Annotated in this window: 21 protein-coding genes; 13 read left to right on the top strand and 8 right to left on the bottom strand. The window is 42.1% G+C overall.

What is annotated here, in order from left to right; all coding sequences use genetic code 11:
• Window positions 1-28: 28 nt before the first annotated feature.
• From B4C48_RS09555 to B4C48_RS09545, 3 genes are all read left to right on the top strand, one after another.
• Window positions 29-1231 (top strand): MFS transporter, encoded by a 1203-nt coding sequence (locus B4C48_RS09555; RefSeq protein WP_291355879.1) that lies wholly within the window; start codon window positions 29-31, stop codon window positions 1229-1231.
• Between the two features lie 178 nt (window positions 1232-1409).
• Entirely contained in the window at window positions 1410-3818 is a 2409-nt protein-coding gene (locus B4C48_RS09550) for a YgiQ family radical SAM protein (RefSeq protein WP_291355877.1), read from the top strand.
• 348 nt (window positions 3819-4166) lie between these two features.
• On the top strand, window positions 4167-4712 hold the full coding sequence (locus B4C48_RS09545; RefSeq protein WP_291355875.1) for a DUF2726 domain-containing protein: 546 nt from the start codon (window positions 4167-4169) through the stop codon (window positions 4710-4712).
• Between the two features lie 43 nt (window positions 4713-4755).
• Here the strand turns inward: B4C48_RS09545 and B4C48_RS09540 are convergent, their stop codons facing one another.
• The 5 genes from B4C48_RS09540 to mdtD all read right to left on the bottom strand — a co-directional run bounded on the left by B4C48_RS09540 (window position 4756) and on the right by mdtD (window position 10069).
• Window positions 4756-5115, bottom strand: coding sequence for a RidA family protein (locus B4C48_RS09540; RefSeq protein ID WP_291355873.1), 360 nt, complete (start codon window positions 5113-5115; stop codon window positions 4756-4758).
• Between the two features lie 513 nt (window positions 5116-5628).
• Complete coding sequence (dinB, locus tag B4C48_RS09535; protein ID WP_291355871.1) at window positions 5629-6684, bottom strand: DNA polymerase IV; 1056 nt, start codon at window positions 6682-6684, stop codon at window positions 5629-5631.
• A 40-nt stretch (window positions 6685-6724) separates the two neighbouring features.
• Window positions 6725-7750 (bottom strand): MBL fold metallo-hydrolase, encoded by a 1026-nt coding sequence (locus B4C48_RS09530; RefSeq protein ID WP_291355870.1) that lies wholly within the window; start codon window positions 7748-7750, stop codon window positions 6725-6727.
• 61 nt (window positions 7751-7811) lie between these two features.
• On the bottom strand, window positions 7812-8597 hold the full coding sequence (locus tag B4C48_RS09525; RefSeq protein ID WP_414631503.1) for a GH25 family lysozyme: 786 nt from the start codon (window positions 8595-8597) through the stop codon (window positions 7812-7814).
• Between the two features lie 80 nt (window positions 8598-8677).
• On the bottom strand, window positions 8678-10069 hold the full coding sequence (mdtD, locus tag B4C48_RS09520; RefSeq protein ID WP_291355868.1) for a multidrug transporter subunit MdtD: 1392 nt from the start codon (window positions 10067-10069) through the stop codon (window positions 8678-8680).
• A 415-nt stretch (window positions 10070-10484) separates the two neighbouring features.
• On the opposite strand from mdtD, the gene B4C48_RS09515 reads away from it, so the two are divergent.
• Window positions 10485-11453 carry a hypothetical protein gene (locus tag B4C48_RS09515; RefSeq protein ID WP_291355867.1) on the top strand — a complete coding sequence of 323 codons (969 nt, stop codon included), beginning with the start codon at window positions 10485-10487 and terminating at the stop codon, window positions 11451-11453.
• A 61-nt stretch (window positions 11454-11514) separates the two neighbouring features.
• Here B4C48_RS09515 and B4C48_RS09510 read toward each other — a convergent pair whose 3' ends face one another.
• On the bottom strand, window positions 11515-12135 hold the full coding sequence (locus B4C48_RS09510; protein WP_291355903.1) for a TIGR00730 family Rossman fold protein: 621 nt from the start codon (window positions 12133-12135) through the stop codon (window positions 11515-11517).
• A gap of 342 nt (window positions 12136-12477) precedes the next feature.
• On the opposite strand from B4C48_RS09510, the gene B4C48_RS09505 reads away from it, so the two are divergent.
• The 6 genes from B4C48_RS09505 (at window position 12478) to B4C48_RS09480 (ending at window position 20988) form a co-directional block, all read left to right on the top strand.
• On the top strand, window positions 12478-14055 hold the full coding sequence (locus B4C48_RS09505; protein WP_291355865.1) for a TerC family protein: 1578 nt from the start codon (window positions 12478-12480) through the stop codon (window positions 14053-14055).
• A gap of 96 nt (window positions 14056-14151) precedes the next feature.
• Window positions 14152-14619, top strand: a complete 468-nt coding sequence (locus tag B4C48_RS09500; protein WP_291355862.1) for a YchJ family protein — start codon at window positions 14152-14154, stop codon at window positions 14617-14619.
• 60 nt (window positions 14620-14679) lie between these two features.
• Window positions 14680-15324 carry a trimeric intracellular cation channel family protein gene (locus B4C48_RS09495; RefSeq protein ID WP_086193105.1) on the top strand — a complete coding sequence of 215 codons (645 nt, stop codon included), beginning with the start codon at window positions 14680-14682 and terminating at the stop codon, window positions 15322-15324.
• Between the two features lie 135 nt (window positions 15325-15459).
• Entirely contained in the window at window positions 15460-16779 is a 1320-nt protein-coding gene (locus B4C48_RS09490; RefSeq protein ID WP_291355858.1) for an MFS transporter, read from the top strand.
• A gap of 164 nt (window positions 16780-16943) precedes the next feature.
• The gene (gene parC / locus B4C48_RS09485) at window positions 16944-19163 is read left to right on the top strand and encodes a DNA topoisomerase IV subunit A (protein ID WP_291355856.1); all 2220 of its coding nucleotides are present in this window, start codon (window positions 16944-16946) and stop codon (window positions 19161-19163) included.
• A gap of 148 nt (window positions 19164-19311) precedes the next feature.
• The gene (locus B4C48_RS09480; RefSeq protein ID WP_291355854.1) at window positions 19312-20988 is read left to right on the top strand and encodes an AMP-binding protein; all 1677 of its coding nucleotides are present in this window, start codon (window positions 19312-19314) and stop codon (window positions 20986-20988) included.
• A gap of 47 nt (window positions 20989-21035) precedes the next feature.
• Here the strand turns inward: B4C48_RS09480 and B4C48_RS09475 are convergent, their stop codons facing one another.
• A complete protein-coding gene (locus B4C48_RS09475) occupies window positions 21036-21416 on the bottom strand; it encodes a hypothetical protein (RefSeq protein WP_291355901.1) in 381 nt (126 codons plus the stop codon).
• Window positions 21417-21521: 105 nt separating this feature from the next.
• Between B4C48_RS09475 and B4C48_RS09470 the strand changes: the two genes are divergently transcribed.
• Together B4C48_RS09470 and ppa are read left to right on the top strand one after the other, a co-directional pair.
• Entirely contained in the window at window positions 21522-21923 is a 402-nt protein-coding gene (locus tag B4C48_RS09470; RefSeq protein ID WP_291355852.1) for an MAPEG family protein, read from the top strand.
• 123 nt (window positions 21924-22046) lie between these two features.
• A complete protein-coding gene (gene ppa, locus B4C48_RS09465) occupies window positions 22047-22583 on the top strand; it encodes an inorganic diphosphatase (protein ID WP_005233448.1) in 537 nt (178 codons plus the stop codon).
• Window positions 22584-22670: 87 nt separating this feature from the next.
• On the opposite strand, the gene B4C48_RS09460 is transcribed toward ppa, so the two are convergent.
• Entirely contained in the window at window positions 22671-23993 is a 1323-nt protein-coding gene (locus B4C48_RS09460) for an OprD family outer membrane porin (RefSeq protein WP_291355846.1), read from the bottom strand.
• Window positions 23994-24577: 584 nt separating this feature from the next.
• Here B4C48_RS09460 and B4C48_RS09455 point away from each other — a divergent pair.
• The gene (locus B4C48_RS09455) at window positions 24578-25348 is read left to right on the top strand and encodes a TorF family putative porin (RefSeq protein WP_291355844.1); all 771 of its coding nucleotides are present in this window, start codon (window positions 24578-24580) and stop codon (window positions 25346-25348) included.
• The last annotated feature ends 233 nt before the right edge of the window (window positions 25349-25581 follow it).

Raw genomic sequence — 25581 nt, 5'->3', positions numbered from 1 at the left:
GTATACTGGACTCATCTAAGGAGTGGATATGTCCTCAAATTCATCTTCAAATCATATTGAATATGGTTCTCCTGCTTTTAAAGCAGTGCTGTTCTCCTTGTTTCTAGCAGGCTTTGCTATTTTTTCATCCCTGTACTGTATACAGCCGATGATGCCTCTATTATCACAATATTTTGCGGTAAGTCCAACTCAAAGCAGTTTTCCACTTTCTGTATCAACCGTTGCCTTGGCTATGGGGTTGTTATTTACAGGATTAATTTCGGATCGCTTTGGGCGTCGCCCAATTATGGTTTGCTCGTTATTTTTGGCATCTGGCTTACTTATTTTGAGCTCACTGGTTCCGGTTTGGGAAGTATTCTTAACTACCCGGGTACTCATTGGGCTGACAGTCAGCGGTGTGGCTGCTGTAGCGATGACTTATATAGGAGAAGAAATCGCACCAAAGGATATTGGTTTTGCGATGGGACTGTATATTTCAGGTACTGCCATTGGCGGCATGGGTGGACGTTTAATTGCAGGGGTTCTGGTTGATTTTATTTCCTGGCAGAGCGCGACTTTAACCCTTGGATTGTTAAATCTGGTCATTGCGATTACCTTTTATTTGATTTTACCTGCTTCAAAACATTTCCAAGCTTATCCCATTCAGTTTTCACGTTTTAAAGAATCCTTTATTAAGAATTTATCCGATCCTAAATTGCGCATTTTATTTGTTCAAGGATTTATCTTGATGGGCTGCTTTGTCAGCGTATTTAACTATATCAGTTATCACTTGCTGGAGAAGCCTTTTCAACTGTCACAAATCTGGATTGGTTTAATCTCAATTGCTTATTTGGCTGGAATTTATAGTTCACCTCGTGCTGCTAGCTGGAGTCGGAAATTTGGACGTGACAAAGTTTTACCGCTGATGTTACTGAGCATGCTGCTAGGTTTATGGATCATGTTGATTCCTTCCATAGTCATGGTTTTATTGGGGCTGCTTATTTTTACTTTTTCGTTCTTTGCGGGTCATTCAACTTGCAGTAGCTGGGTTTCCTTACAGTCGTTACAGTATCGGGCTGTGGGTTCATCTTTATATTTATTTTGCTACTACATAGGTTCCAGCATAATGGGAAGTAGTAGTGGTTTGGTTTGGGAGAAATTGGGCTGGACCGGTTTAACCTGCTTTATCAGTCTGGTTTTAGGATTGGGTTTACTTTTAACCTTGAAACTCAAACATCGCATTGCAAATTAGCCAGATATTCTAGGTTCAGCAATGTCGAAAGTGATTTTTATTTAGAATAAATTAACTCCCTGGTTTTGTACAAATTATAATCAAGCAAGCTGAGTCAAATTCATGCTAAAATGCTCGGCTTTCATCTTTGATCTTATTTTTAGATCTCCTATCATCTGCCAGCCGAGAATTGCTAGCCATGTCTACTGCTTATACCATGCAGACTGCGCCAAAAGCGTTGTTTGATTACGACAAATATTGGGCGTCTTGTTTTGAACCTGCGCCATTTTTGCCGATGTCACGCGAGGAGATGGATCAACTCGGCTGGGACAGCTGTGACTTTATTTTGGTCTGTGGCGATGCCTATATCGACCATCCCTCTTTCTGTTCAGGCATTATTGGCCGCACGCTAGAAGCTCAGGGTTTCCGTGTCGGGATTATTGCTCAGCCGGACTGGACCAGCGTGGATGCGTTCCGCGTATTGGGTAAACCAAATATTGCCTGGGGTGTAACGGCAGGGAATATGGACTCCATGATCAACCGTTATACCGCAGATCGTAAAATCCGTTCTGACGATGCTTATTCTCCAGACAATGTACCGAATAAACGCCCTGACCGTGCAGCCACTGTATATTGCCAGCGTGTTCGTGAAGCTTATCCAGATGTGCCGGTATTGCTCGGCGGTATTGAAGCATCGTTACGTCGTATTGCGCATTATGATTATTGGTCAGATAAAGTCCGTCGTTCAGTCTTGATGGATTCTAAAGCCGACTTGTTGATGTATGGTAATGGTGAACGTTCAATTACTGAAGTGATGCACCGTTTGGCCAAGGGCGAAAAAATTACGGATATCACCGATGTACGTGGTACGGCATTTATCGTCAATAAACATAACCGTGCATCTAAAGCCAAATTTGTTGAAATTGCATCCAATGATGTCGATGCGATTGGCCGTGTCGATCCAATCATCAATCCTTATGTGATGACTGAGGATTTGGATGGCTGTGAAATTGAAAAAGACAAAGGTAATTCTTTAACTCAATATCAAAATTTCCAAAAAGAAATTGTGAGCAATCCGATTGTCCGTGAAGGCGATCTGCTGGATGCCGATACGCAAATTGTACAGCTACAACCTGCATCTAAAGCGATTAAACATAAATTACCGCCGCGTGAATTGGCGGTGATTCGTTTGCCTGCATTTGAAGAAGTCGCGAATGATCCGGTACTGTATGCACATGCCAACCGTATTTTACATCTTGAAACCAACCCGGGTAATGCTCGTGCTTTAGTCCAAAAGCATGGTGAACGTGATGTATGGCTGAATGCACCGCCAATTCCGCTCACTACCGAAGAAATGGATTATGTATTTGACCTGCCATATGCACGTCTGCCACATCCATCGTATGGCAATGCACGTTTCCCAGCTTTTGACATGATTAAGTTCTCGGTGAATATCATGCGTGGCTGTTTCGGTGGTTGTACATTCTGTTCAATTACCGAACATGAAGGTCGTATTATTCAGAACCGTTCTGAAGAATCTATCTTACGTGAAGTGGAAAAAATTCGTGATACGGCTCCGGGCTTTACTGGAATTATCTCCGATTTAGGTGGTCCAACAGCCAACATGTACCGTTTGGCCTGTAAAGATCCTGAGATTGAAAAAAACTGTCGTAAACCATCGTGCGTATTCCCGGGCGTATGTCAGAACTTGCATACCGATCATGCGCCATTGACGCAGTTGTATCGTAAAGCGCGTTCGTTGCCGGGCATTAAAAAGATTCTGATTGGTTCAGGCCTACGTTATGATCTTGCGGTTTTAAACCCTGAATATGTCAAAGAACTTGTAACCCATCATGTGGGTGGTTACTTAAAAATTGCGCCAGAGCATACCGAAAAAGGTCCGCTCAATAAAATGATGAAGCCGGGTATTGGTACGTATGACCGCTTCAAGCAAATGTTTGATCGTTACAGTAAAGAAGCAGGCAAGGAACAGTATCTGATTCCTTACTTCATCGCTGCGCATCCGGGTACCACGGACTACGACATGATGAACCTGGCTATTTGGTTGAAGAAGAATGGTTTCCGTGCCGATCAGGTACAAACCTTCTACCCATCACCGATGGCAACCGCAACGACCATGTATTACACCGGTAAAAACCCGCTGGCGAAAGTGGCGCGTTATACTGAAAATGTCGATATTGTCAAAGGTGAGAAGCGTCGTCGCTTGCATAAGGCTTTCTTGCGTTACCATGATCCAAATAACTGGCCAATGTTACGTGAAGCTTTGAAAGAAATGGGGCGTCAGGATTTGATTGGTAATTCTAAACAGCATTTGATTCCGAGCTACCAGCCACAAGGCACAGAAGGACAATATCAGTCGGCACGCAAGAAAAACTCGACCTTGGCGGGGGATTCTGCAAAACGTACCGGTGAAAATACTGCACGTAATCAATCACGTAATGTTGCGAATACAAATGGTAATAATCGTCCTCAAAAAGGCCAGATCTTGACCCAACATACTGGCTTACCACCACGCGAAACCGGCGAGAAACGCCCATTTGCTGGTCCTAAATCTAAAAACAGATCTAAATCGAAATCAAGAGCTTGATTTAAAAGTAAAAAAAGGATGCTTAGGCGTCCTTTTTTTATTATTGAGTTAAATAGCATGTAATCAAAACAGCTCGTCGGAATTGTAGGACAATATTAGAAAGTAATCTTGCATCCTTACTGCGCCTTGCGATACAGTACTTTTGTGTCTGATGAGGGATTAAATCTAGGCATAGATGTAAAAATAAAATCAGTGCAACTTTATGTCAGCATTTATGATGATTTCGTCATGATTAAATGCAGTTTGTTTACTTGAAATATTTAATAAAAATAATCGTTGTATACTGAATTTCATAACAATCATCGGTGTGACACCGGAAAGACTATAAAAATTTAAAGGATTAAGAGGATGATAATTTATATTTTGGTCGGAAGTTTACTTCTGTTTGGCGTTTTACTGAAGGCTTGGAAAAGTCTGGAAAGCAGTACCAAACAGCAAGATAGTGCTTTAAAACAAAGAGCTATTTTTAATATTAGTGAACAGCTAACATTTACACGCCTCAAAGAAATACTGCCGCACAGTACCGTGTTGGCTCATGTTTCATTTGATGCTTTGTTGACGACCAAATACAGTCGTACGCGCCATAAATATCGCAATATGGTGGCAGATTTTGTAATTCTGGATGAACACCATCAGGTTACTGCCATTATTGCACTGGATGATCCGATGGCGTTAAGACACCCGCAAAATGCCCAATATCAGGATGCATTGTTGGCGATGGCCGGGTATCGGGTAATTCGCTATGAAGATGTACCGGAATATTTTCAATTGAGACAAGACTTTTTAATTGAAAAGCCTGCTTATTCTCAGCTTGATCAGTTAACAGAAGCTTCAATAAAAAAGTATGATTTTTATCCAGATTTGGGTCGCAAGAAAATCCGAATGTTAGGTTAAATCATTATAAGCATGAATAACTTCATGCTTATTTTCTAGTTTTTTAACTTGATGCACGTACCGCAATTACCGTCATTTCTACCAGCACATCAGGGGCATAAAGCTTGGCTTCGACACAAGTACGAGGAAGAGCTTCAATATCAGCCACCCAAGCATCCCAGATTTCATTCATTGCCGTATAGTCATTTTCAATATCTTTTAAGTAAATAGTGACAGACATAATCTGGCTTTTATCTGTACCTGCATCTGCCAGCAAGCGATCAATAATGTTCAGAGTTTGTCGGGTTTGACCTTTAATATCTAGCGTAGTATCGGAAGCCAATTGACCCGCTAAATGTACTAAGTTGCCTGAAATGGCAATTTCAGAAAAACGCTTTTCAACATGCAGACGTTGTACTGCCATAATATGAGTCCTGTATTTTTCGGCATAATTGCTGCGAGCCCTATGCGGGGTACACAGCCTGCAGCCAATAAGATGACAACATCATAATGCCATGAGCCCTTAGCGTAAATGACTCATCGCGCAGTTATTGTTGGGCTATCGTTCCCATAGCAGAGATTTTTAAAATAACAGAGACCAACAGAACATAACGTAGCAAATCGGAGTGATCGTGAGCAGCCTGTATAAAATGCTTCAGTGCAGTAGGAAATATGCTGTTTTTAGGAATTTATAGAGATATGTGCAGAAGAGATGCGAGAGCGAGGGACCATGCGGTTCAACACAGAGTTGCCCTGTAATATTCGGATTTGATCGTCACGCCAATCACAGGACAGCATGCTAAAAGTAAAGGTGATTTTTAGCATCTTAGCGCTTGCATGGATAAATGCATCGCGGCTATAGAGTACCGCAAAAATAATGTTTGTGTATCATCAATTGCTCTAATTTTATTCTTTTGGTTGAAAAATATTCAAAATATTACCAAAGGGAAAGCTGAGACTGATCTTGCTGATCCGAAAGCTGGTACAGTCCAACGCCAATTAAGCGGAACTGAAAATGTTCTGGAATATGCATTTCAATCAACAGTTGCTGTAATACCTGCTCTAGTTGCTGCCGATTTTGCAAAGGCTGCCTGAAACTCTTGCTGTGTTGTAAGACCTGAAAATTTTTTAACTTGAGCTTGGCTGAAACGCCACGTGCACAGAGTTGTTTTCTCTCCAAACTGCTCCAGACCTGATCAATAAGCCTAGGCCAATAGCTCTGGCATTGAATTAAAGTCAGGTCATCATCAAAGGTGGTTTCCTTGGAAATTTGCTGGCGTTCACGTTCAACTTGTACAGGTCGCTCATCAATGCCTTGGGCATACAGAAAGAGTCGCTTGCCATATTTTCCAAACTGTTGAACCAGTACATTTTGTTCAATTTTTTGTAAATCTCCCAGTGTTTGCAATTGCAGCAGCTTGAGCTTTTCTTGCATCACTTTTCCTACACCGGGAATTTTCTTGAGCGGTAAATCCTGAATAAACTGCTGCACCTGTGAGGGCTTAATCACACAAATGCCATTCGGTTTGTTCCAGTCTGAAGCAATTTTGGCTAAAAATTTATTTGGCGCCACTCCGGCAGAGGCTGTTAAACCTGTCATTTGGAAAATATCTTCCCGTATCCGCATGGCAACTTCTGTGGCACTCGGAATATTTTGCAGGTTTTCAGTGACATCCAGATAGGCTTCATCTAAAGACAAGGGTTCAATGAGCAGCGTATAACGCTGAAATATCTGATGAATCTGCACAGAGATGTCACGATATTTTTCAAAATTGGGTTCAATCACGACCACGTGTGGGCAAAGCTTGCGGCCTTGTGCCATCGACATGGCAGAGCGTAAGCCAAACTCGCGCGCAGGGTAGGACGCTGCACAAATCACGGCCCGTGGGTGATGTGAAGACACGACCACCGGCAAATGCTTTAACTCCGGCCGGTCTTTCAGTTCCACAGATGCAAAAAAGGCATCCATATCGATGTGAATGATTTTTCTCATGCAGTCCTAAATTTTGCTGCTCGCATCTGGATTTAGTCTCTCATTTTGATGAATTAGATTGTAGTGCAAGATCAAGTGGATACGACACAGGTTGACTGAGTAAAACCAGCCGGGTGTGTTGTTGCTCGGCTGCCTGAATGAGGATTTTTAAACTTTGCTCGGTATTATCTGCCAGGTACGGTAAAAACTCTAGCGGCTGATTCCCGGCTTGGAAAAAGTTATCCCAATGAATCGGTATGACTACTTTCGGCTTTAAGGCTCTTAGGGTTTGATCGAGATAGTTTTGCTGAAATTGTTCTGATTGGCGGGAAAGCTGGGCAATACCTAAAAATAAAGTATCGACCTTTAAATTTTTCAGCTGATCCGGAACAGCACCGGTACTGGCTTTGACTAAAATTTTATGCCCTTGATGTTCAATTAAATAATCAAAGCTATGTCCTTCCTTAAATTCAGAAAAACGCGCAGGAAGTTGCAGCGGCTGTTTAATTTCCTCACCTAAGTCATTGTTTACGGCAGTGGGCGGGGTATGTTGTGAAGCAATTGTAGTAACTTTAAACTCGCCAAAACTGAGGGTATGCCAGGGTTGAACCTGAATGAGTTGCTGTTCTGCAACCTGTCCGCCGCGGGCGATATTGAGACTACTTTTGGAGCCAATAATTTTAGTCTGCGGAAGCTGTCTTGCAAGTTCGGCAATATCCAGCGCATGATCATAATGTGAATGCGTGACAAAAATGGCTTGTGTGCGCTGCAAATGTTGTTGCTGAATCATCTGCCGGATCAGTTCAGGCTGACTTTGAATGTTCTGAAACAGCACCTGATAAAGCGAAGGACGGCTAAAGAATCCGTCAATCAAAACTTGTGTTTTACCATCATCGAAAAGCAGGGTGGACACGCCAAAGAACTTGACCTGTAGACTTGAAGAGGGAGTTTGTTTTGCAGATGACTGATATTGCCATTTTTTAAAATCAGATACCTGACCTGAAGGTTGCAAGAGTAAAACCACAGCAGCGACCAGAACAAGTATGCCGATGCCCAATGCCAGCCAAAATCCTTTTTGAATTGCCATCATCTTCCCATTTTTATGCAGTTTTTATTTTTATTGTGGTGAAAGGTTTAAATTTATCCTGTTATTTTTTCGGTAAATTTTCAATCGATTTTTGAGTATAAATATTATTTCTTTCTAGAAAACGGATCCAGTCGTGTTGATTACCATTAAACACATTCAAGTCCACTTCTTTAGGGATGCCTTTAATTTTTCCCTGATTGGTATGCTGCCAGAACAGCCATTTCGGCTTGCCTTTTAAATCTGGCTTGCCCTGATATTCCCGGACCCATAGCGGCGTTTTTGAAAACTCTCCTGCCAAAATAATATTATAGAATGATTTGGAAATATAGAAAATCGGTTGCTTGCCATAATGCCGATATAGCCGGTCATGCATGACCTGAATTTCTTTTAGCAGTTGTTCTTTGGTATAGGTATTGATGCAGTTACTGTCATATTCCAGATCAATCACTGGTGGCAAGGCATCGGTTTTATTAGGTACGGTTTCAATAAAGTTTTGTGCCTGAATTTCGCCATCACGGCATAAACGGTAAAAATGATAGGCACCGACCAGCAAGCCATGTTCACGTGCCTGTAACCAATAGTCCTGAAATTTTCGATCTTTAAAATCACCGCCTTCGGTCGCTTTCAAATAGACGAATTGATAGCTTTTCGGAGAAATCTGTTTCCATTGAATATCGCCCTGATGATGTGACACGTCAAAACCTTTGACCGGATATTCCTGGGCCGAAGCAGGATTATGATGCAAGACAAAAATATACAATACGATTGCAGCGCAAATCAGTCCCAAACCCATGCAAGAGGCGTAGAGTTTTTGATGACTGTTTTTGGCGAATCGTTTATTAGACATAGATAATTTAATCATGATTTATCAAACACATGATAACGCGATCTGAACATTCAGACTATGTTGTTTCTGCTACCATCTGACTAAACGGGAGTGTGGCGTGGAATTTGCCAGAAAATGGCTGCGGTAATCAGGTTAATGCAGCCCAGGAAAATCAGTGTACTGTGGAAAGCAGTCACAATCTGTTCGCTACCGAAATAGGCGGTAAAGACATTGACCAGGGTTCCGGCCAAAGCCACGCCAATACTCATCGATACCATCATGATGATTGACAGAAAGCTGTTGCCACTGCTGGCATCCTGTTGCGGTAAATCCTTTAACGTCAAGGTATTCATGGAAACAAACTGCAAAGAATTCAGCATGCCGAAAATAAAGAAATGTAAGGTTCTTAACCAGAGTGGGGTATCCGCCGTGCTCAGGGCAAAACTGGCAATACAGGCGCCGACCAATAAGGTATTTACCAGCAATACTTTACGATAACCAAAGCGCTGAATAATCTGGCGAATAATAGGCTTGGAAGCAAGCGAGCCAAGCACAGTTGGAATCATTAACAAACCGGTAATAAATGGTTCAAAGCCAAAGGCGACCTGCAACATCAGCGGAATTAAAAAAGGCATGGCGTTGCCGCCTAAGCGGGCAAAGAAATTACCGATAATGCCGATAGCATAAATTTTATTGCTAAATAACGTGCTACGGAACAGCGCATTGTGATGCGTATGAGCATGAACGGCGTACATAATAGCAGCCAGTACACCTGCAATTACCAGCCCAATACTCCACCATAACGATTGATGCGGACTGGCAAAGTTTTCAATACCCAATGAAAGTCCGACCATGGCAATGACCAGTAAGATAAAACCTGAAAAATCAAATTGCTTGACGCTGGGCTCGGTCACATTAGGCATGGCTTTAAAGGTAATTAAACAACCTAAAAGTCCCATGGGAATATTGATTAAAAAAATCCAGTGCCATGTGGTTACTTCGACCATCCAGCCGCCCAAGGTCGGACCGATCAACGGACCCATCAGGCCGGCCAGGCTCATCAGGCTCATGGCAGATAAAAACTGGGTGCGTGGAATGACTTTCAGCATGGCCAGCCGGCCTACAGGAAGTAACAATGCACCGCCAATGCCCTGAATAACCCGATAAAAGAGCAGCTGGTTTAAACTGCTGGACAGTCCGCAGCCCAGTGAGGCCAGAGTAAAAATAATAATGGCGGCAAAGTAGGTATTACGCACGCCAAAACGGTCGGCCAGCCATCCGCTTAAAGGAATACAGGCTGCTACCGAAAGCACATAAGCCACAACCACGCTATGCATCTGTAGCGGATCCTCAGCCAAATTGGCTGCCATGGCTGGAATTGCGGTATTAACAATGGTGGTGTCCAAACCTTGCATAAAAAAACCGATCGATACCAACAGAACCAGCAGTCGGAATTCAGGTTGTAGGGCTTGATGCGAAGGAGTGGCATTCATAAAAATATTAAAGTGATTTTTTTACAGAGTTTAAAGCAATCAGTTCAAGATGTTGTAAGAAAAAGTTGTGCGATCAATTGCCGAAAATTGAAATTGACCCATAAATTAAAGTGTTGTGCGTGGATAATATTAAGCTAATAAAATAATTGAAAATTATAATAAATAAAATATCTATCAGCTCAAATGAAGTATTCGCAGCTTACTCAAGGGTTTCTGGCTCAGAATAAGTCGCTTTTAAATTAAACAATTTTAAAATTAAAAATGTAGATAAAAAAATCACTTAACTAAATTTTCAGCCGCTTTAACAAAATCCTGTTACGCAAATGTCATTAAAGTGCCATAAAACTGTCATAATCTTGCGCAATCTCCGGCACTGCTGGGTGGTTTTTTTATAGGTGAAAAAGGTTTTGTTTTTATGACAATTGAAATTTTGATGATTGTAGGCTTTTGTTTGGCCGCTTATTCAATTGTCGGAAACGATGTGCCCCAGACCTTGGGCACCTTTATTTCATCCAATGCCCATCGTCCCTGGTGGATCCTGTGGCTGTATACCAGCAGTATTTTAACAGTGGTTTTGCTCTATGGCTGGTGGGTTTCAGGGGTAGGGGATGCCTCTTATGGTCGTCTGGAAACTATTCCTTTTCCTGAGGGCGGAATTACCTGGCTGTACATTGTTCCGCCTATCTTGCTGATTCTTTTAACCAAATATGGCATTCCGGTTAGTACCACATTTTTAGTCCTCACCATTTTTTCGCCGAGCAGTCTGGGGTCGATGTTGACCAAATCGATGATGGGCTACGCCGTGGCATTTGTAGTTGCCATCATTGTCTATCGCTTTGTGATTAAAGGTATTTCGGTTTATTTCAGTAAAACCCGAGACCATAAACCCTCACATATCTGGATTGGCCTGCAATGGGTATCTACAGCGTTTCTGTGGAGCCAGTGGCTGATTCAGGATCTGGCCAATATTTTTGTCTATGTGCCGCGTCAGGTTCCGCTGGAATTTTTAATTTTTGCAATTCTGGTGTTTATCATTCTGTTGGGTATGATTTTCTACCAACGCGGTGGGGCAATCCAGAAAATTATCGACACCAAAACCGGGGTTGCCGATATTCGTTCTGCGACCATTATTGACTTTATTTATGCCTTGATTTTATTGGTGTTTAAAGAGTGGAGCAATATTCCAATGAGTACCACCTGGGTGTTCCTGGGGCTGCTTGCAGGTCGTGAATTTGCCATGTCGATGCATCTGGCGGAAGTCAATAAATACCGCACTTCACGTAACGTCAGTAAAGATGCCATGAAGCTGATGGTGGGTTTGATCATGAGTATTGTGCTCGCCACCACTTTGCCTTGGTTCTATAACTTTATTTCAAATTTATAAAGTAACTCGAGCAATCAAAAAAGCGAGCTCTGGGCTCGCTTTTTTATAGGTAGAATTTGGCTTAAATGGCAAAGTGTTTAGGTGCACTCAAATTTTTAATGGCTGTGATAATTTGATCGGCATGATTGCAGACAATCAGTTTGGCCCGATGCTGCGGCGGTAAAAAACCTTCACTGACCGCGTGATCCAGCTGGGTGATCAGGGCATCATAAAAGCCATTCACGTTGTACAGCATCATTGGTTTCTGGTGCTGATTCAGCTGTCCCCAAGTGGCAATTTCCAGAATTTCCTCAAAAGTGCCTAAGCCACCGGGTAAGGCGACAAAAGCACTGGCCCGCTCAGCCATCATGGCTTTGCGTTCATGCATGCTTTGTACAATGTGTAATTCGGTCAGCTGATGATGCGCAATTTCATAATCCAGCATGAATTCAGGAATCACCCCGACCGTTTCACCACCACGTTGTCTGACGGCATCTGCCACTTGCCCCATCAGGCCAATACTGGCGCCACCATAAACCATGCCGAAACCCAGATCTGCAAGTGTTTGAGCCAAAGCCACAGCTTTTTCCTGATAAATCGGTTTATTGCCTGAACGTGAACCACAGTAGAGTGCAATTAAAGGTTGAGTTGTTTTGGGAGTAGGATTGTTATGTTTGGGAGTCATTTTTAATACACTGTTCATCATTATATTTTTTTACCATAGCATTTTATTTTTTCAGTCTCTAGCTTAACTGTTAAATATGACAAAGTTGGGGCAGTGACAAAATGGATTTGCAAAGATTTGTTGAAATTGCAGGAATGAAAAGAGCACGATAAGGAAAAAAAGATGAATTTCTACTTCATCTTGCTATACTAAAAATCTGTTTTCCAACAAATGAATTAACATGGGTAGTGGTTGTCCTCGCTCTGAACACTTTAATGCTTTCGCAAAAAATATCCAGCATGCTGTTCATCGCATATTCAGCGATTTTAATATGAACCTTCTAAAATCAGTCCTTCATCATCCTGCACAGGAGAACATCCAATGATCTTTGAATGGATGTCAGATCCATCAGCATGGATTGGATTGGCAACTTTAGTGGTTTTAGAGATTGTACTGGGTATCGACAACCTGGTTTTTATTGCCATTTTGGCGGAAAAACTGCCTCCAGAACAGCGTAATGCCGGTCGTATCGTCGGGTTGCTCCTAGCCTTGGGTATGCGCTTAATTTTACTGGCTTCCATTGCCTGGGTCGTGACCTTGACCCAGCCACTGTTCCATGTTCTGGATCATCCTTTTTCCGGTCGTGACCTGATTCTGCTGTTTGGTGGCGTATTCCTTTTATTTAAAGGCACCATGGAATTACATGAGCGCATAGAAGGTGCTCAACCGCAAAAAGAAGAAAACCCGGTGCATGCTGCATTCTGGATGGTAATCGTTCAGATTGTGGTGCTCGACGCAGTATTCTCTTTAGATAGCGTGATTACTGCAGTGGGCATGGTCAAAGACCTGTCGGTGATGATGATTGCCGTGGTGATTGCCGTCGGCATCATGTTATGGGCATCTAAACCGCTGATGAGCTTTGTGAACAGACATCCAACCGTGGTGATTCTGTGCCTTGGCTTCCTGATGATGATTGGTTTTTCACTGATTGTTGAAGGTTTCGGTTTCCATATTCCTAAAGGTTATCTATACGCCGCGATTGGTTTCTCTGTGGTGGTGGAATTTATCAACCAGACCATGCGCCGTAATCAGGAACGCATGGTGACCACGACCGACTTGCGTTATCGCACGGCTTCTGCGGTTATGCGTATGCTGGGTGGTAAAAGCGAATCGCAAAACAATGAAGCTGAAGATGTGCTGGCGACCCGTGCCTTTGCCGATGAAGTCTTTAATGAAGACAACGGAATGTATCATAGTGTGATGGTACAAGGTGTGCTGGGTCTTTCTGAGCGCCCAGTAAAATCAGTGATGACTCCGCGTCCAGAACTGGAGTGGATTGATCTGGATGAAGATGAAAGCTCCATTAAAGAGCAGTTATTAAGCACCACCCATTCACGTTTGATTGTGGCGCATGGTGAGCTGGACAATATTGCCGGTGTGGTGCTGACCCATAAAGTCATGAACGAATACATTGAAACCGGAAAAATGAATTTTGAAGGTCATTTGCGCGAGCCGGTGATTGTGCATGAAAATGCCCAGGTATTGATGGTGATGGAACAATTGCGTCAGGCACCGCTACAAATGGCGATTGTACTGAATGAATACGGTTCGATTGAAGGGGTGGCTACTCCGATTGATGTGCTGGAAGCCATTGCCGGTGAATTCCCGGATGAAGATGAATTTGAAACGGCTGCAGAAAGTCTGGAAGATGGAACTTTAATCCTGGAAGGTTCGACCGATATTCGTCATGTGTCCTTGCTTTTAGATAGCGACCTGGTAGATGAGTCCGAGCAGTATTCAACCTTGTCCGGTTATATCCTGTTCCATCTGGGACGTTTGCCGGAAAGTGGGGCCAAACTGGAAGCGGACAATTATATCTTCGAAGTGGTCACTATGGACGGTCATAAAATTGATAAGGTCCATATCATCCCGCTCAATCCAGATGCGGCTGAAGATTAATTTCATCCTCGCAGATGCTCTTTAAACATCAAGATTGAATTAAAATAGCCCGCGATGTCGGGCTATTTTTATTATTAATTCAAGTTGGAAAAATTGATGTCAGAAGCAAACTGTCCATGTGGTCGAGGTGATTACGCCAGCTGTTGCCAGCCGCTACATTTGGGGCAAGCCAAGGCGCAAAGTGCAGAACAGTTGATGCGTTCGCGTTATAGTGCCTTTGCCAAGCATGAAATTGACTATATTGTGAAAACCACTGCATTAGGGCAGCAACAGGCACTGGATGTGGCAGCTATTGCCGACTGGAGTAAAGCCAATCAGTGGCTTAAGCTGGAAGTGGTGCAGGCACAGGAGAAACTGGACAAATGTCATGCGCAGGTCGAATTCAAGGCACATTACCATGATGGTCAACAGGTCCAGATTCATCATGAAATTTCACATTTTGTCCAGCAAAACGGAATTTGGTATTTTCTGGATCCGACCACAGATCTGCATATCACAATGAAACAGCCTTGCATTTGTGGTTCGGGGAAAAAATTTAAGCAATGTTGTGCGCAATTTTTGTAACTTTCCTGCAGATTTGCCTTAGAATATCGCGCATCGATTACCCTCAGTGGAAGAAGGGCAATGTTGCTATTGGTCATTTATATTATTGCGATTACGGCTGAAGCTATGACAGGTGCACTGTCGGCAGGCCGGCGTAGTATGGATTGGTTTGGGGTAACGCTGATCGCCTGTGTGACAGCACTGGGTGGCGGTTCAGTTCGCGATGTATTGCTGGGGCATTATCCGCTGACCTGGGTTAAACATCCTGAATATTTGGTGCTAACCTGTGCTGCGGCCTTTGTCACCATCCTGATTGCGAAATGGATGCGCCATTTACGCTCGATTTTCTTGATACTGGATGCCATGGGACTGATTGGCTTTACCGTGATTGGATGTCAGATTGCCTTGGAAATGGGGCATGGCTTTGTGGTCTCTGCGGTAGCTGGCGTGTTAACTGGAGTTTCTGGCGGTATTCTACGTGATATTCTGTGTAACGATGTGCCTTTGGTGTTCCGTCGTGAACTGTATGCCAGTATTTCTTTTGTTTCCGTCATCTGTTATTGGGTCTGCCAAGAGATTGGTTTCTCACTGGAAGTGACCGTCATTTCGACTTTAATCTTTGGTTTTTCTTTACGCTGTATTGCCATCTATTTCGGTCTGGAAATGCCGAAATTTATTTATAAAGATGATGATGACCAGTCTGCATCTTCCAAAGATGCTTCATAGAATATTGCTTTAAAAGGATCAATGACCGATGAAATGAGCGGCCACGATCTTTAAATGAGTGTATAAAAATCAATAAAATCATAAATCCTGTTGGGAAAGCAGCATCTATTCTTTTACCAAATCAGAGATCTTGTTATGGATTTAGTCTCACGTATACAACGTTTACCGATTGGTAAGTTTCACTATACCTTGCTCTGGGTGATTGGTCTGGGCTGGATGTTCGATGCCATGGATACAGGGTTGATTTCCTTTATTCTGGCAAAAATGGCAGAAGACTGGGCCATGACGCCGGATGATAAAAGCTGGGTGGTTTCCATCGGTTTTATTGGTATGGCGATTGGTGCGGTATGTTCAGGCGGTCTTGCAGATCGCTGGGGGCGTAAAACGGTTTTTGCCTCAACTCTGGTCATTTATAGCCTGGCAACAGCAGCCTGTGCTTTTGCGCCAAACCTGACCTGGTTGCTGGTGTTCCGTTTTATTGTGGGGCTTGGATTGGGTGGTCAGTTGCCTGTGGCCGTAACGCTAGTGAGCGAATATATTCCAGCGCATGTCCGTGGCCGCTTTATTGTATTGCTGGAAAGTTTCTGGGGTTTGGGCTGGCTGGTTGCAGCGCTGGTTTCGCGTTTTATTATTCCAGATTTTGGCTGGCATACTGCTTTTCTGATTGGCGGTATTCCTGCGCTATATGCCATCGTGATCTGGAAAATGGTGCCGGAATCTGTACCGTACCTCATTAACCGGGGTCGACATAAAGAAGCGCATGCTTTGGTGAAAAAGATTGAAGCACAATGCGGCGTAGAAGTAATTGAAATTTTTGAAGTCAAACCGGTCGCTGAAAAGCATGACATTAGTTTCTCACAGCTCTGGTCTGGCATCTTTGCCCGCCGTACCCTCATGCTCTGGTTAATCTGGTTCGGTATCGTATTTTCCTACTATGGTATTTTTACCTGGCTGCCAAGTTTGCTGGTCAAAGAAGGCTATACCATTGTGAAGTCTTTTGAATATGTGCTGGTAATGATTCTGGCACAATTGCCAGGTTATATTGCTGCGGCATGGCTAGTGGAAAAACTGGGGCGTAAGGCAACCTTGGCCGGTTTTATTGCTATGTGTGCAGTATCTGCCTATTTCTTTGGTCAAGCGGACAATGTGACCCAGATTGTAGTGTGGGGTTGCTTGATGTCCTTCTTTAACCTCGGGGCTTGGGGTGTACTCTATACATACACACCAGAACAGTATCCAGCCAATATCCGTGCCTTTGGTTCGGGCTGGGCTGCGGCTATTGGTCGTATTGGCGGTATTTTTGCGCCATTTGCAGTGACCCATATCATGGTGCTCGATCATGGCTTCAGCTATGTGTTTATGATGTTTACTGCTGTTTTAGTTGCCGTGGCACTGATCATTCTGCTGCTGGGTGAAGAAACCAAAGGTAAAACCTTAGAGTCGATTGGTTTATAGAATTGCCGATTTTTTAGTTGATTGGTCATTATAAAATGGATATTTTTAGTCCATAAGACACAATTTGTCGCAGAGTGTGGGTTACTGCCCTTGTGTAGTCCGCACCTGCGACATAGCATAACAACGTATATACAAAAACGAATTATTTAGGATTTCACGCTTTTATGACTAGCCTTGTGCATCATGCGACAGAAAATCGTTCCGTAGCCGAATTTACTGAACAAGCTTATCTTAACTATGCCATGTACGTGATTATGGATCGTGCATTGCCGCATATCAGTGACGGTTTAAAACCAGTACAGCGCCGCATTGTCTATGCGATGAGTGAATTGGGTTTAAAGCATAGCGGCAAGCCGAAAAAATCTGCCCGTACCGTAGGTGATGTACTGGGTAAGTATCATCCACATGGTGATTCTGCCTGTTATGAAGCCATGGTGCTGATGGCTCAGCCATTTAGCTATCGTTATCCTTTTATTGAAGGTCAAGGTAACTGGGGTTCGCCGGATGATCCAAAATCCTTCGCGGCCATGCGTTATACCGAAGCCAAACTGTCGCAATATAGTGAAGTGCTCTTGTCTGAACTTGGGCAGGGCACCTGTGACTGGCAGGACAACTTCGATGGTTCAATGAAAGAGCCAGTGAATTTGCCTGCGCGCGTACCGAACATCTTATTGAACGGAACCACAGGCATTGCTGTGGGGATGGCGACCGATATTCCACCGCATAACTTGCGTGAAGTGGTGAAAGGCACCATTGCCCTGATCCGCAATCCGAACCTGTCCGATGAAAAAGTGGCGGAATATATTCCAGCCCCAGACTTGCCGACCAAAGCCGAAATTATTACTGCCCCTGAAGAACTGCTTAAAATACAGACCACAGGACGTGGCAGTTACCGTATGCGTGCGGTCTATAAAATAGAAAGAAATGAAATCGTGATTACGGATTTACCGTATCAGGTGTCGGGTTCCAAAGTGATTACCCAGATTGCCGATCAAATGCAGGCGAAAAAATTGCCCTTGGTCAGTGATCTACGCGATGAATCGGATCATAAGAATCCGACCCGGTTGGTGATTGTGCTGCGTTCCAACCGCATTGATGCCGAAGCGGTAATGAGTCATTTATTTGCGACGACTGACCTGGAAACCAGCTATCGTGTCAACATGAACATGATTGGTGCTGATGGCCGTCCGCAAGTGAAATCGATTCGTCGCATTTTGCTGGAATGGATTGAAATCCGTAAAAATACCGTAACTCGCCGTCTGCAATATCATTTAAATAAAATTGAAAAACGCCTGCACATTCTCGCGGGTCTGATCATTGCCTATTTAAATATTGATGAAGTGATTCGCATTATTCGTGAAGAAGATCAGCCGAAACCGGTGTTGATGTCACATTTCAATATTGATGAAATTCAGGCCGAAGCCATTTTAGAACTCAAGTTACGTCATTTGGCACGTCTTGAAGAAATGGAAATGCGCCGTGAACAGGAAGAACTGGAAGCACGCGCGGCCATTATTCGTGAACAGCTGGCCAATCCGGAATCTTTAAAAAACCTGATTATCACTGAACTGAAAGACGATGCGAAAAAGTTCGGCGATGACCGTCGTTCACCAATCGTGCGTCGTGCCGATGCCCAGGCAATCAATGAACAGGACATGTTACCGGCCGATCCTGTAACGGTAGTATTGTCTGAAGCAGGCTGGATCCGTTCAGCCAAAGGCCATGAAGTGGATGCAGAAAACCTGAATTTCCGTGCCGGTGACCAATATTTAAGTCATGCGCAAGGTAAATCCAACCAGAAAGTATATGTGCTGGATGAAACCGGGCGCAGTTATGCACTGGCGATTAACAGTTTGCCATCGGCACGTGGTCTGGGCGAACCGTTGAGTTCCAAACTGGCTCCAGCCAGCGGTGTGGGTTTCATTCAGGTATTTATTGCCGAGGATGATACGGAAGTTTTGGCCTTGAGTTCTAAAGGTTATGGTTTCAAAACCCAGGCGAAACAACTGGATACCAATGCCAAAGCAGGTAAATCTTTCCTGACTGTGCCTGAAGATGGCAAAGCGATGCAATTGCAAGCGATTGAACAGGCCACCCATGTGGCTTTGCTCAGTTCAGCCGGTCGTATGCTGGTGGTCGAGTTGTCAGAATTACCAAGTCTGAATAAAGGTAAAGGTAATAAATTGATACAACTCGAAGCAAAAGATCAAATTGTATCCATGACAATGCTTAATTTAGATGAAATAATTCAAGTGGTTGCTGGACAGCAACAATTAAAACTAAAAGGTGATGATCTTCAGAAATATATTGGTAAGAGAGGGGGGAAAGGTCAGCTCTTACCACGAGGATATCAAAAAGCAAATAAACTGTTCATTCAAAGATAAAACTAGCATCCATGATATGAAATACGCTATATATGGTGTAATTCGTGCAAATGGATGCTTTGTTGAACACCATAAAAGGAAAAAACTAGGTTCAACAAAGACAAAAACAGTTTAAAAACTAAGGATTAAGATTGGAGTAATAGGCATTATGGAAAAGATTTGGTTCGCTGAATACCAAAAGACAGGGATTCCAGAAACTGTAGAATTACCAGCTGAAAATACCTCATTAGTGGATGTATTTGAGCGCAACTTCCAGAAATTTGGCTCACGTGACGCCTTTATTTTTATGGATAAAGTGCTTACTTTTAATGAGTTGGAAGAAGCAAGCCGTAAATTTGCAACGTATTTACAAAGTTTGGGGTTGGCAAAAGGTACACGTGTGGCTGTAATGATGCCAAACGTGCTTCAATATCCTGTCGTGGCATTGGGGATTTTCCGCGCAGGTCTAGTACTTGTAAACGTAAACCCGCTTTATACTTCTCGTGAACTTGAGCATCAATTAAATGATTCAGGTTCAGAAGTACTTGTTATTGTTGAAAACTTTGCAACAGTTTACCAAGCAATTATTGGTAAGACTCCAGTGAAGCACGTTGTCGTTGCTTCTGTGGGTGATATGCTAGGCGCCTTAAAAGGGACATTGGTGAACTTTGTTTTACGTTCAGTACGTAAGCAAATTCCGGCTTGGAATATTCCAGGACATATCCGTTTTAACGCAGCAATGTCTAAAGTCAGCGCAAGCAATTATAAGCGTCCAAACCTGACTTTAAGTGATACAGCAGTATTGCAATATACCGGTGGTACTACGGGTGTTTCTAAAGGTGCTGAACTGACTCACCGTAACCTGGTTGCGAACATGTTGCAGTGTGACGGTATTTTCCAAAGTAAATTTGGTGCTCAAGATGGGCAGCCGGACGACCGCATTTTCTGTGCCTTACCGCTTTATCACATCTTTGCATTCATGGTGTGTGCGTTGTATGGCATGTATAAAGGTCAGGCGAACGTTCTTATTCCAAACCCGCGTGACTTGCCTGCGGTAATGAAAGAGCTACGTAAATACCAGCCATCATTCTTCCCGGCAGTAAATACCCTGTTTAATGCATTGGTAAACAATGAAGAATTTAGACAGCTTGACCATAGCAAATTGAAAATGGCGATGGGCGGCGGTATGGCAGTATTGCCTTCTACTGCTGAAGCATGGAAGAAAATTACCGGTACCAATATTATTGAAGGTTACGGTTTATCTGAAACTTCACCGGTTGCTACAGCGAATCCACCACAATCAACTGAATTTAGCGGCACTATTGGTATTCCGTTACCGTTAACTGAAGTTGCAATTCTGGATGATGACGGCAATGAAGTGCCACTTGGCGAGCAGGGCGAAATCTCGATTCGTGGTCCGCAAGTCATGAAAGGCTACTGGAACCGTCCAGACGAAACTGAAAAAGTCATGATCAACGGTTTCTTCCGTACCGGTGATATCGGCATCATGGATGCTCGCGGTTATATCAAGATTGTCGATCGTAAAAAAGATATGATCTTGGTGTCTGGCTTTAACGTTTATCCTTCAGAAATTGAAGAAGTCATTTCTAAACACCCTAAAGTGTTGGAAGTTGCTGCGATTGGTGTACCTGATGAAAAATCAGGTGAAGTACCTAAACTGTTTGTGGTGAAGAAAGATCCATCACTTACCACTGAAGAAGTACTTGCTTTCGCTAAAGAAAACTTAACAGGCTATAAACGCCCACGTTATGTTGAATTTATGGATGAATTACCAAAATCGAACGTAGGTAAAATCTTGCGTAAAGACTTGCGTAAAACTGCATAAATACTGCAATAAAAAAGCGCCGTGATCGGCGCTTTTTTATTTGGGCTTTAATCTTTTAACAGCCATCGGTCAATATAAGGACGGGCGATGCCAAAAATACCGACAAAGCTGAACATGGTGCCAAATTGACGACTGAAACCGGGTAAATACAAGCTGCCATAGCTGAAATAGTTGTCGATCAGGCAATAGATAAAAATGGTGCCTAACCAATACCATAAAGGCTGGCGTTTAATCGTAACCATCCACAAAGCCACAATTAAGATGACTAGAGTACCTAACATAGACCCGGCATTCATATTGGCACAAATGGTAGCCACCAAGAACGCAACGATAGGCAATACAACTTTGAGTACACGATCCACTTTACGTTGATGCTGACGCTGCTTTTCGAGTACATCAAACAGTTTTTCTTGATCAGGATTGACCATCATGGACCCTTATTGCTCATTTATAAAAACACTATAATTTACAAAAAATATTGCGAAAACACCATGCTATGATAGGCAGTATAAAATCTTAATGAGAAAAATGAGATGCACAGCATTAGCGGAATAATCTATCTCATCTTAATCGCATGTTTATTGCCTTATGTTTTTACCGCAATTGCGAAAAAAACAGCAGGTTTTAAAGCACGAGATAATCAAAACCCGCGTGAATTTCTGACTAAAACTACAGGTTTGGCCGCCCGTGCCAATGCGGTACAACAAAATAGTTTTGAAAGTTTACCTTTATTTATTGCCTCTATTTTAATGGCAGAATATATGGTGGTTTCTCAAAACTTGATCATGACTTTTGGTATAGCCTATATTTTACTCCGTATTTTTTACGGAATCTGTTATTTAGCCAATTGGGCTACTTTGCGTTCGATTATCTGGACCCTGTCCTTACTTTGTCCGATTTGCCTCTTGCTACTGGTCATTAAATTAACCACATAAGCCTGAAACTGTGGAAATACATATTTTCACTCAGCAGATGTATAATCGAAAAGTTATTTAATACGCAAAAACCGTTATAATCGTCGCGGTTTAAAAAGATTTAACTTGTTTAAGAGTGATGCTATGAGCTACAGCAATATCCCAGCGGGTAAAGATGCACCAAACGACATCTATGTAATTATTGAAATTCCTGCAAATGCAGCACCAATCAAATATGAAATCGATAAAGATTCTGATGCATTATTTGTAGACCGTTTCATGGGTACTGCAATGTTCTACCCAGCAAACTACGGTTATGTGCCAAACACCTTGTCACTTGATGGTGACCCACTTGACGTATTGGTTGTGACTCCACACCCGGTTGAACCAGGTTCAGTGATTCGCTGCCGTCCGGTAGGTAAATTGAACATGGAAGATGATGGTGGTGTTGATGCGAAACTGGTTGCAGTACCGCACGATAAATTAACACCAATCTATAAAGACGTTCAGGAATATACCGATCTTCCTCCGCTTTTGATCAGCCAAATTGAACACTTTTTCCAACACTACAAAGACTTAGAGCCAGGTAAGTGGGTTAAGTTAAGTGGTTGGGAAGGTGCTGATGTTGCAAAACAAGAAGTATTGAGCTCAATTGCAGCTTATGCAGAAGCAAACAAATAATTGTTTGTTTCGAATTTAGCCTGAAATGCTTAAATAAAAAAACCTGCACATTGTGCAGGTTTTTTTATCTTTTAAACTTACTGTGAATTAAAATAATTTCACAGGAATATCTAAGAATAAACGCCATTCGTTGGTGTCGCCAATGTAGGCATTGTCATATACATCGTTAGCACGGTAAATTGAGTTACGTACACGTAAGCTGGCATCTTTGGCAAAACCGCTTTGAACAGTGTATTTCACCTGGTTAAAGAATTCATTTTCTTTACCTTCACCTGTTTTACCAGCAACATTGATGTCCCAACCATAGACATAAGCAGTCGTCCAGGTTAAGCCCGGAACATTCATTGCGCCAAAATCATAAGTATATTGAACTTGTGCCGATTTCTCATGGTTGCCAACGAAGTCAGACAGGTAAGAGTTTGGTAGATAAATACTTTGATTACCATCAGCATTGCCACCATAATCATAACCAACATTGCCTGTATTTTGTTGGTAAGCCAACATGACGTTGTGGGCGCCAGTATTATAAGTACCTGAAATTGCCCAGATATTATTAGTTTTTTCTACACCAGCAATGCCTGTGTCTGCATAATCAACAGCAGTTTCACCTGTTGCTGAATAGGTTGATGCATTTTTATCGAATTTAGTGTGATAGCCACTAAAATCATAAGTGAGCGAGCTGTCGTTAGCCAAAGTTTGTTTATAGTTGGCATTGACGTAATGACGTTCTAGAGCATTTTTGCTATCTAAACCATAATAAGATGCATTAAGCTGGTCATTAAATTTATATTTTGCACCCCAAACCACAGCACGGTCTAATTCATTGCCATCTGAATTGATTTGATCTGAATACTGGTTCTTCGTGAATTTACCCGCAATAACTTCCAAATTTTCAATTTCGTGGCTAGTTGCAAGCACACCGGTGAAATATTCAGGAACCATACGGCCTGTATTACTTGCAAGAACAGGGATATCTAATACTTGAGTACCATACTCAACAGTTGTATTGGAAACACGTGCTTTAACACTTGCACCACCACGAGCCCAATGGTCATAAGCGTCACCATTTGGATTTTCTGCAGTCGGTGCATGCTTAGGAATCATGCCATTATTCGCATTTTTGTTTTCGCCCAGTTTAAATGAAGCATCACCTACCGCATTTACACCAAAACCTACCACACCCTGGGTAAAACCAGACTCGAGTTTCACAATTGCAGATTGTGCAGCAGAGCTTTGATCTTTGACCCCAGGTGCTTTCTTGTCACGATTGATATAACCGGTACGGAAAAGTACAGAACCTTTAGCATCTTCAATAAAGCCTTTAGATTCGCTTTGCTCACTTGCATATGCTGTTGAGATTAATGCAGCCTGAATTAAAACTGCTAAAGTAAGTTTTTGTGATTTTTGCATTGGGAGAAGGCCTTATACAAAACAGGATAAAGAAATTGAAGGAATTGTATACGTAATGTATAGCAAAAAAATCATTTTTTAATACATTTTATTTAATTAAAGTTACACATTTTTTTAATATAGTTTTATACCTTTTAGTCAATAAAAATATTTAATATTTGCTGTTTATTAAAATTATTTTATAAAACAATAATATATTTAAATTATAAATGATGTGTTGTGTAATCCTGGTCATAAATAGGGAGTGGAATTCCTCAATTTAAGCTTCATTTGATGAAACTTTGCTGTTTTATACTTTAGTCTAATATGTGTTCAACGCCCCGATTAATCAATGATCAGAAGAAAAGTAAAGGAAGAGTTTAAAACTTTAAAAAATGCTCATATTTGTGGAAGTATCATCTAATTTTTTTCAATATAAAAATATATTTTAATTCAATGCTCAGCGACTTAATTGGTGTTTAGTAAAAGATAGCTAAGGAGTAATGATTTAAAAAAATTGACCAAAAAGTATAAAAAAGTTTTAGAATCCGCAGCTAAATTTATCTTTAAACAAGAATCTCAAGCTGATTCTCTAAGGAGTGGTGATGCTGCAAACTTCACACAAAATTGCGTTATTTTTACTACTTTCTATGAGTGCAATGTCTGCACTTGCTGAAGAAAATCCATCTGCAGCAGAAAATGGAGAGCTAACAGGCAGTTTTGCTGTGGTGAATAAATATATTTACCGTGGTGGTGTGGAAAATGAAGATGTCACTCTACAAGCTGGACTTGAATACGCTTATAACAGCGGAATAACCTTGGGATACTGGGGCTCGACCATCGGTTATGATCCTTCTGATGAAAATAAAGATCATGGTTTTGAACATGATTTTTATGTCGCGTATGGCAAGGAGTTAAATCAGGACTGGAGCTATAGGCTTCAAGGGACAGCTTATTACTATCAAAATGGCGGTACGGTATATGGCGAAAATGGCGATAAACGTAAAACGGCTGCATTCGATGTATTGGGTGAACTGGCTTATAAAGATTTAACTTTAAGTACGGCTGTAATGCTGACAGATGCTTCTTTTAGTAATGCAGGAGATGTGTATTTAAGCGCAGCTTATAGTTATGCTTTACCGCAAAACTTTATGTTAAACACATCGTTAGGCGCGTCTATTTATAATAGCAGCCGTGATGACAGTGTAATTGAAACCAAAAATGATGTCGCATTCAATGAAGCGCGTATCGGTTTAAGCAAAGAAATTGCCAATACTGCAGCGAATGCTTCTGTAGATTATGTGGTCGGTGGCAAGGATCGTTTTGATACAGATTTTGATGATCAGGTGGTATTGGGCTTAAATTTTAGTTTTTAAGTTTGCTGCAAGTTGAAATGATTTAAAGTGTACGGTTTGCTTCAAAATTGTGCACTTTTTTTATGCATAATGAAAAAAACTGATGAAAAAATAGCCTTAAAAAGAGGCATGATGTAAGTAAATATGAATCTTGCTCTAAAGCTGAAATAAGTTTTAATGCTGAGCAAACTGGCTATGGCGGCGAATAAACTGTATTGCAGATAGGTTTGTTTGAATTAATTAAAACTTAATAA

Origin of the sequence: Acinetobacter sp. UBA3106 (assembly GCA_002365595.1) — a bacterium.
Taxonomy (GTDB): Bacteria; Pseudomonadota; Gammaproteobacteria; order Pseudomonadales; family Moraxellaceae; genus Acinetobacter.
The sequence above is the reverse complement of the archived record's forward strand: the minus strand, read 5'-3'. Positions and strand labels throughout refer to the sequence as shown.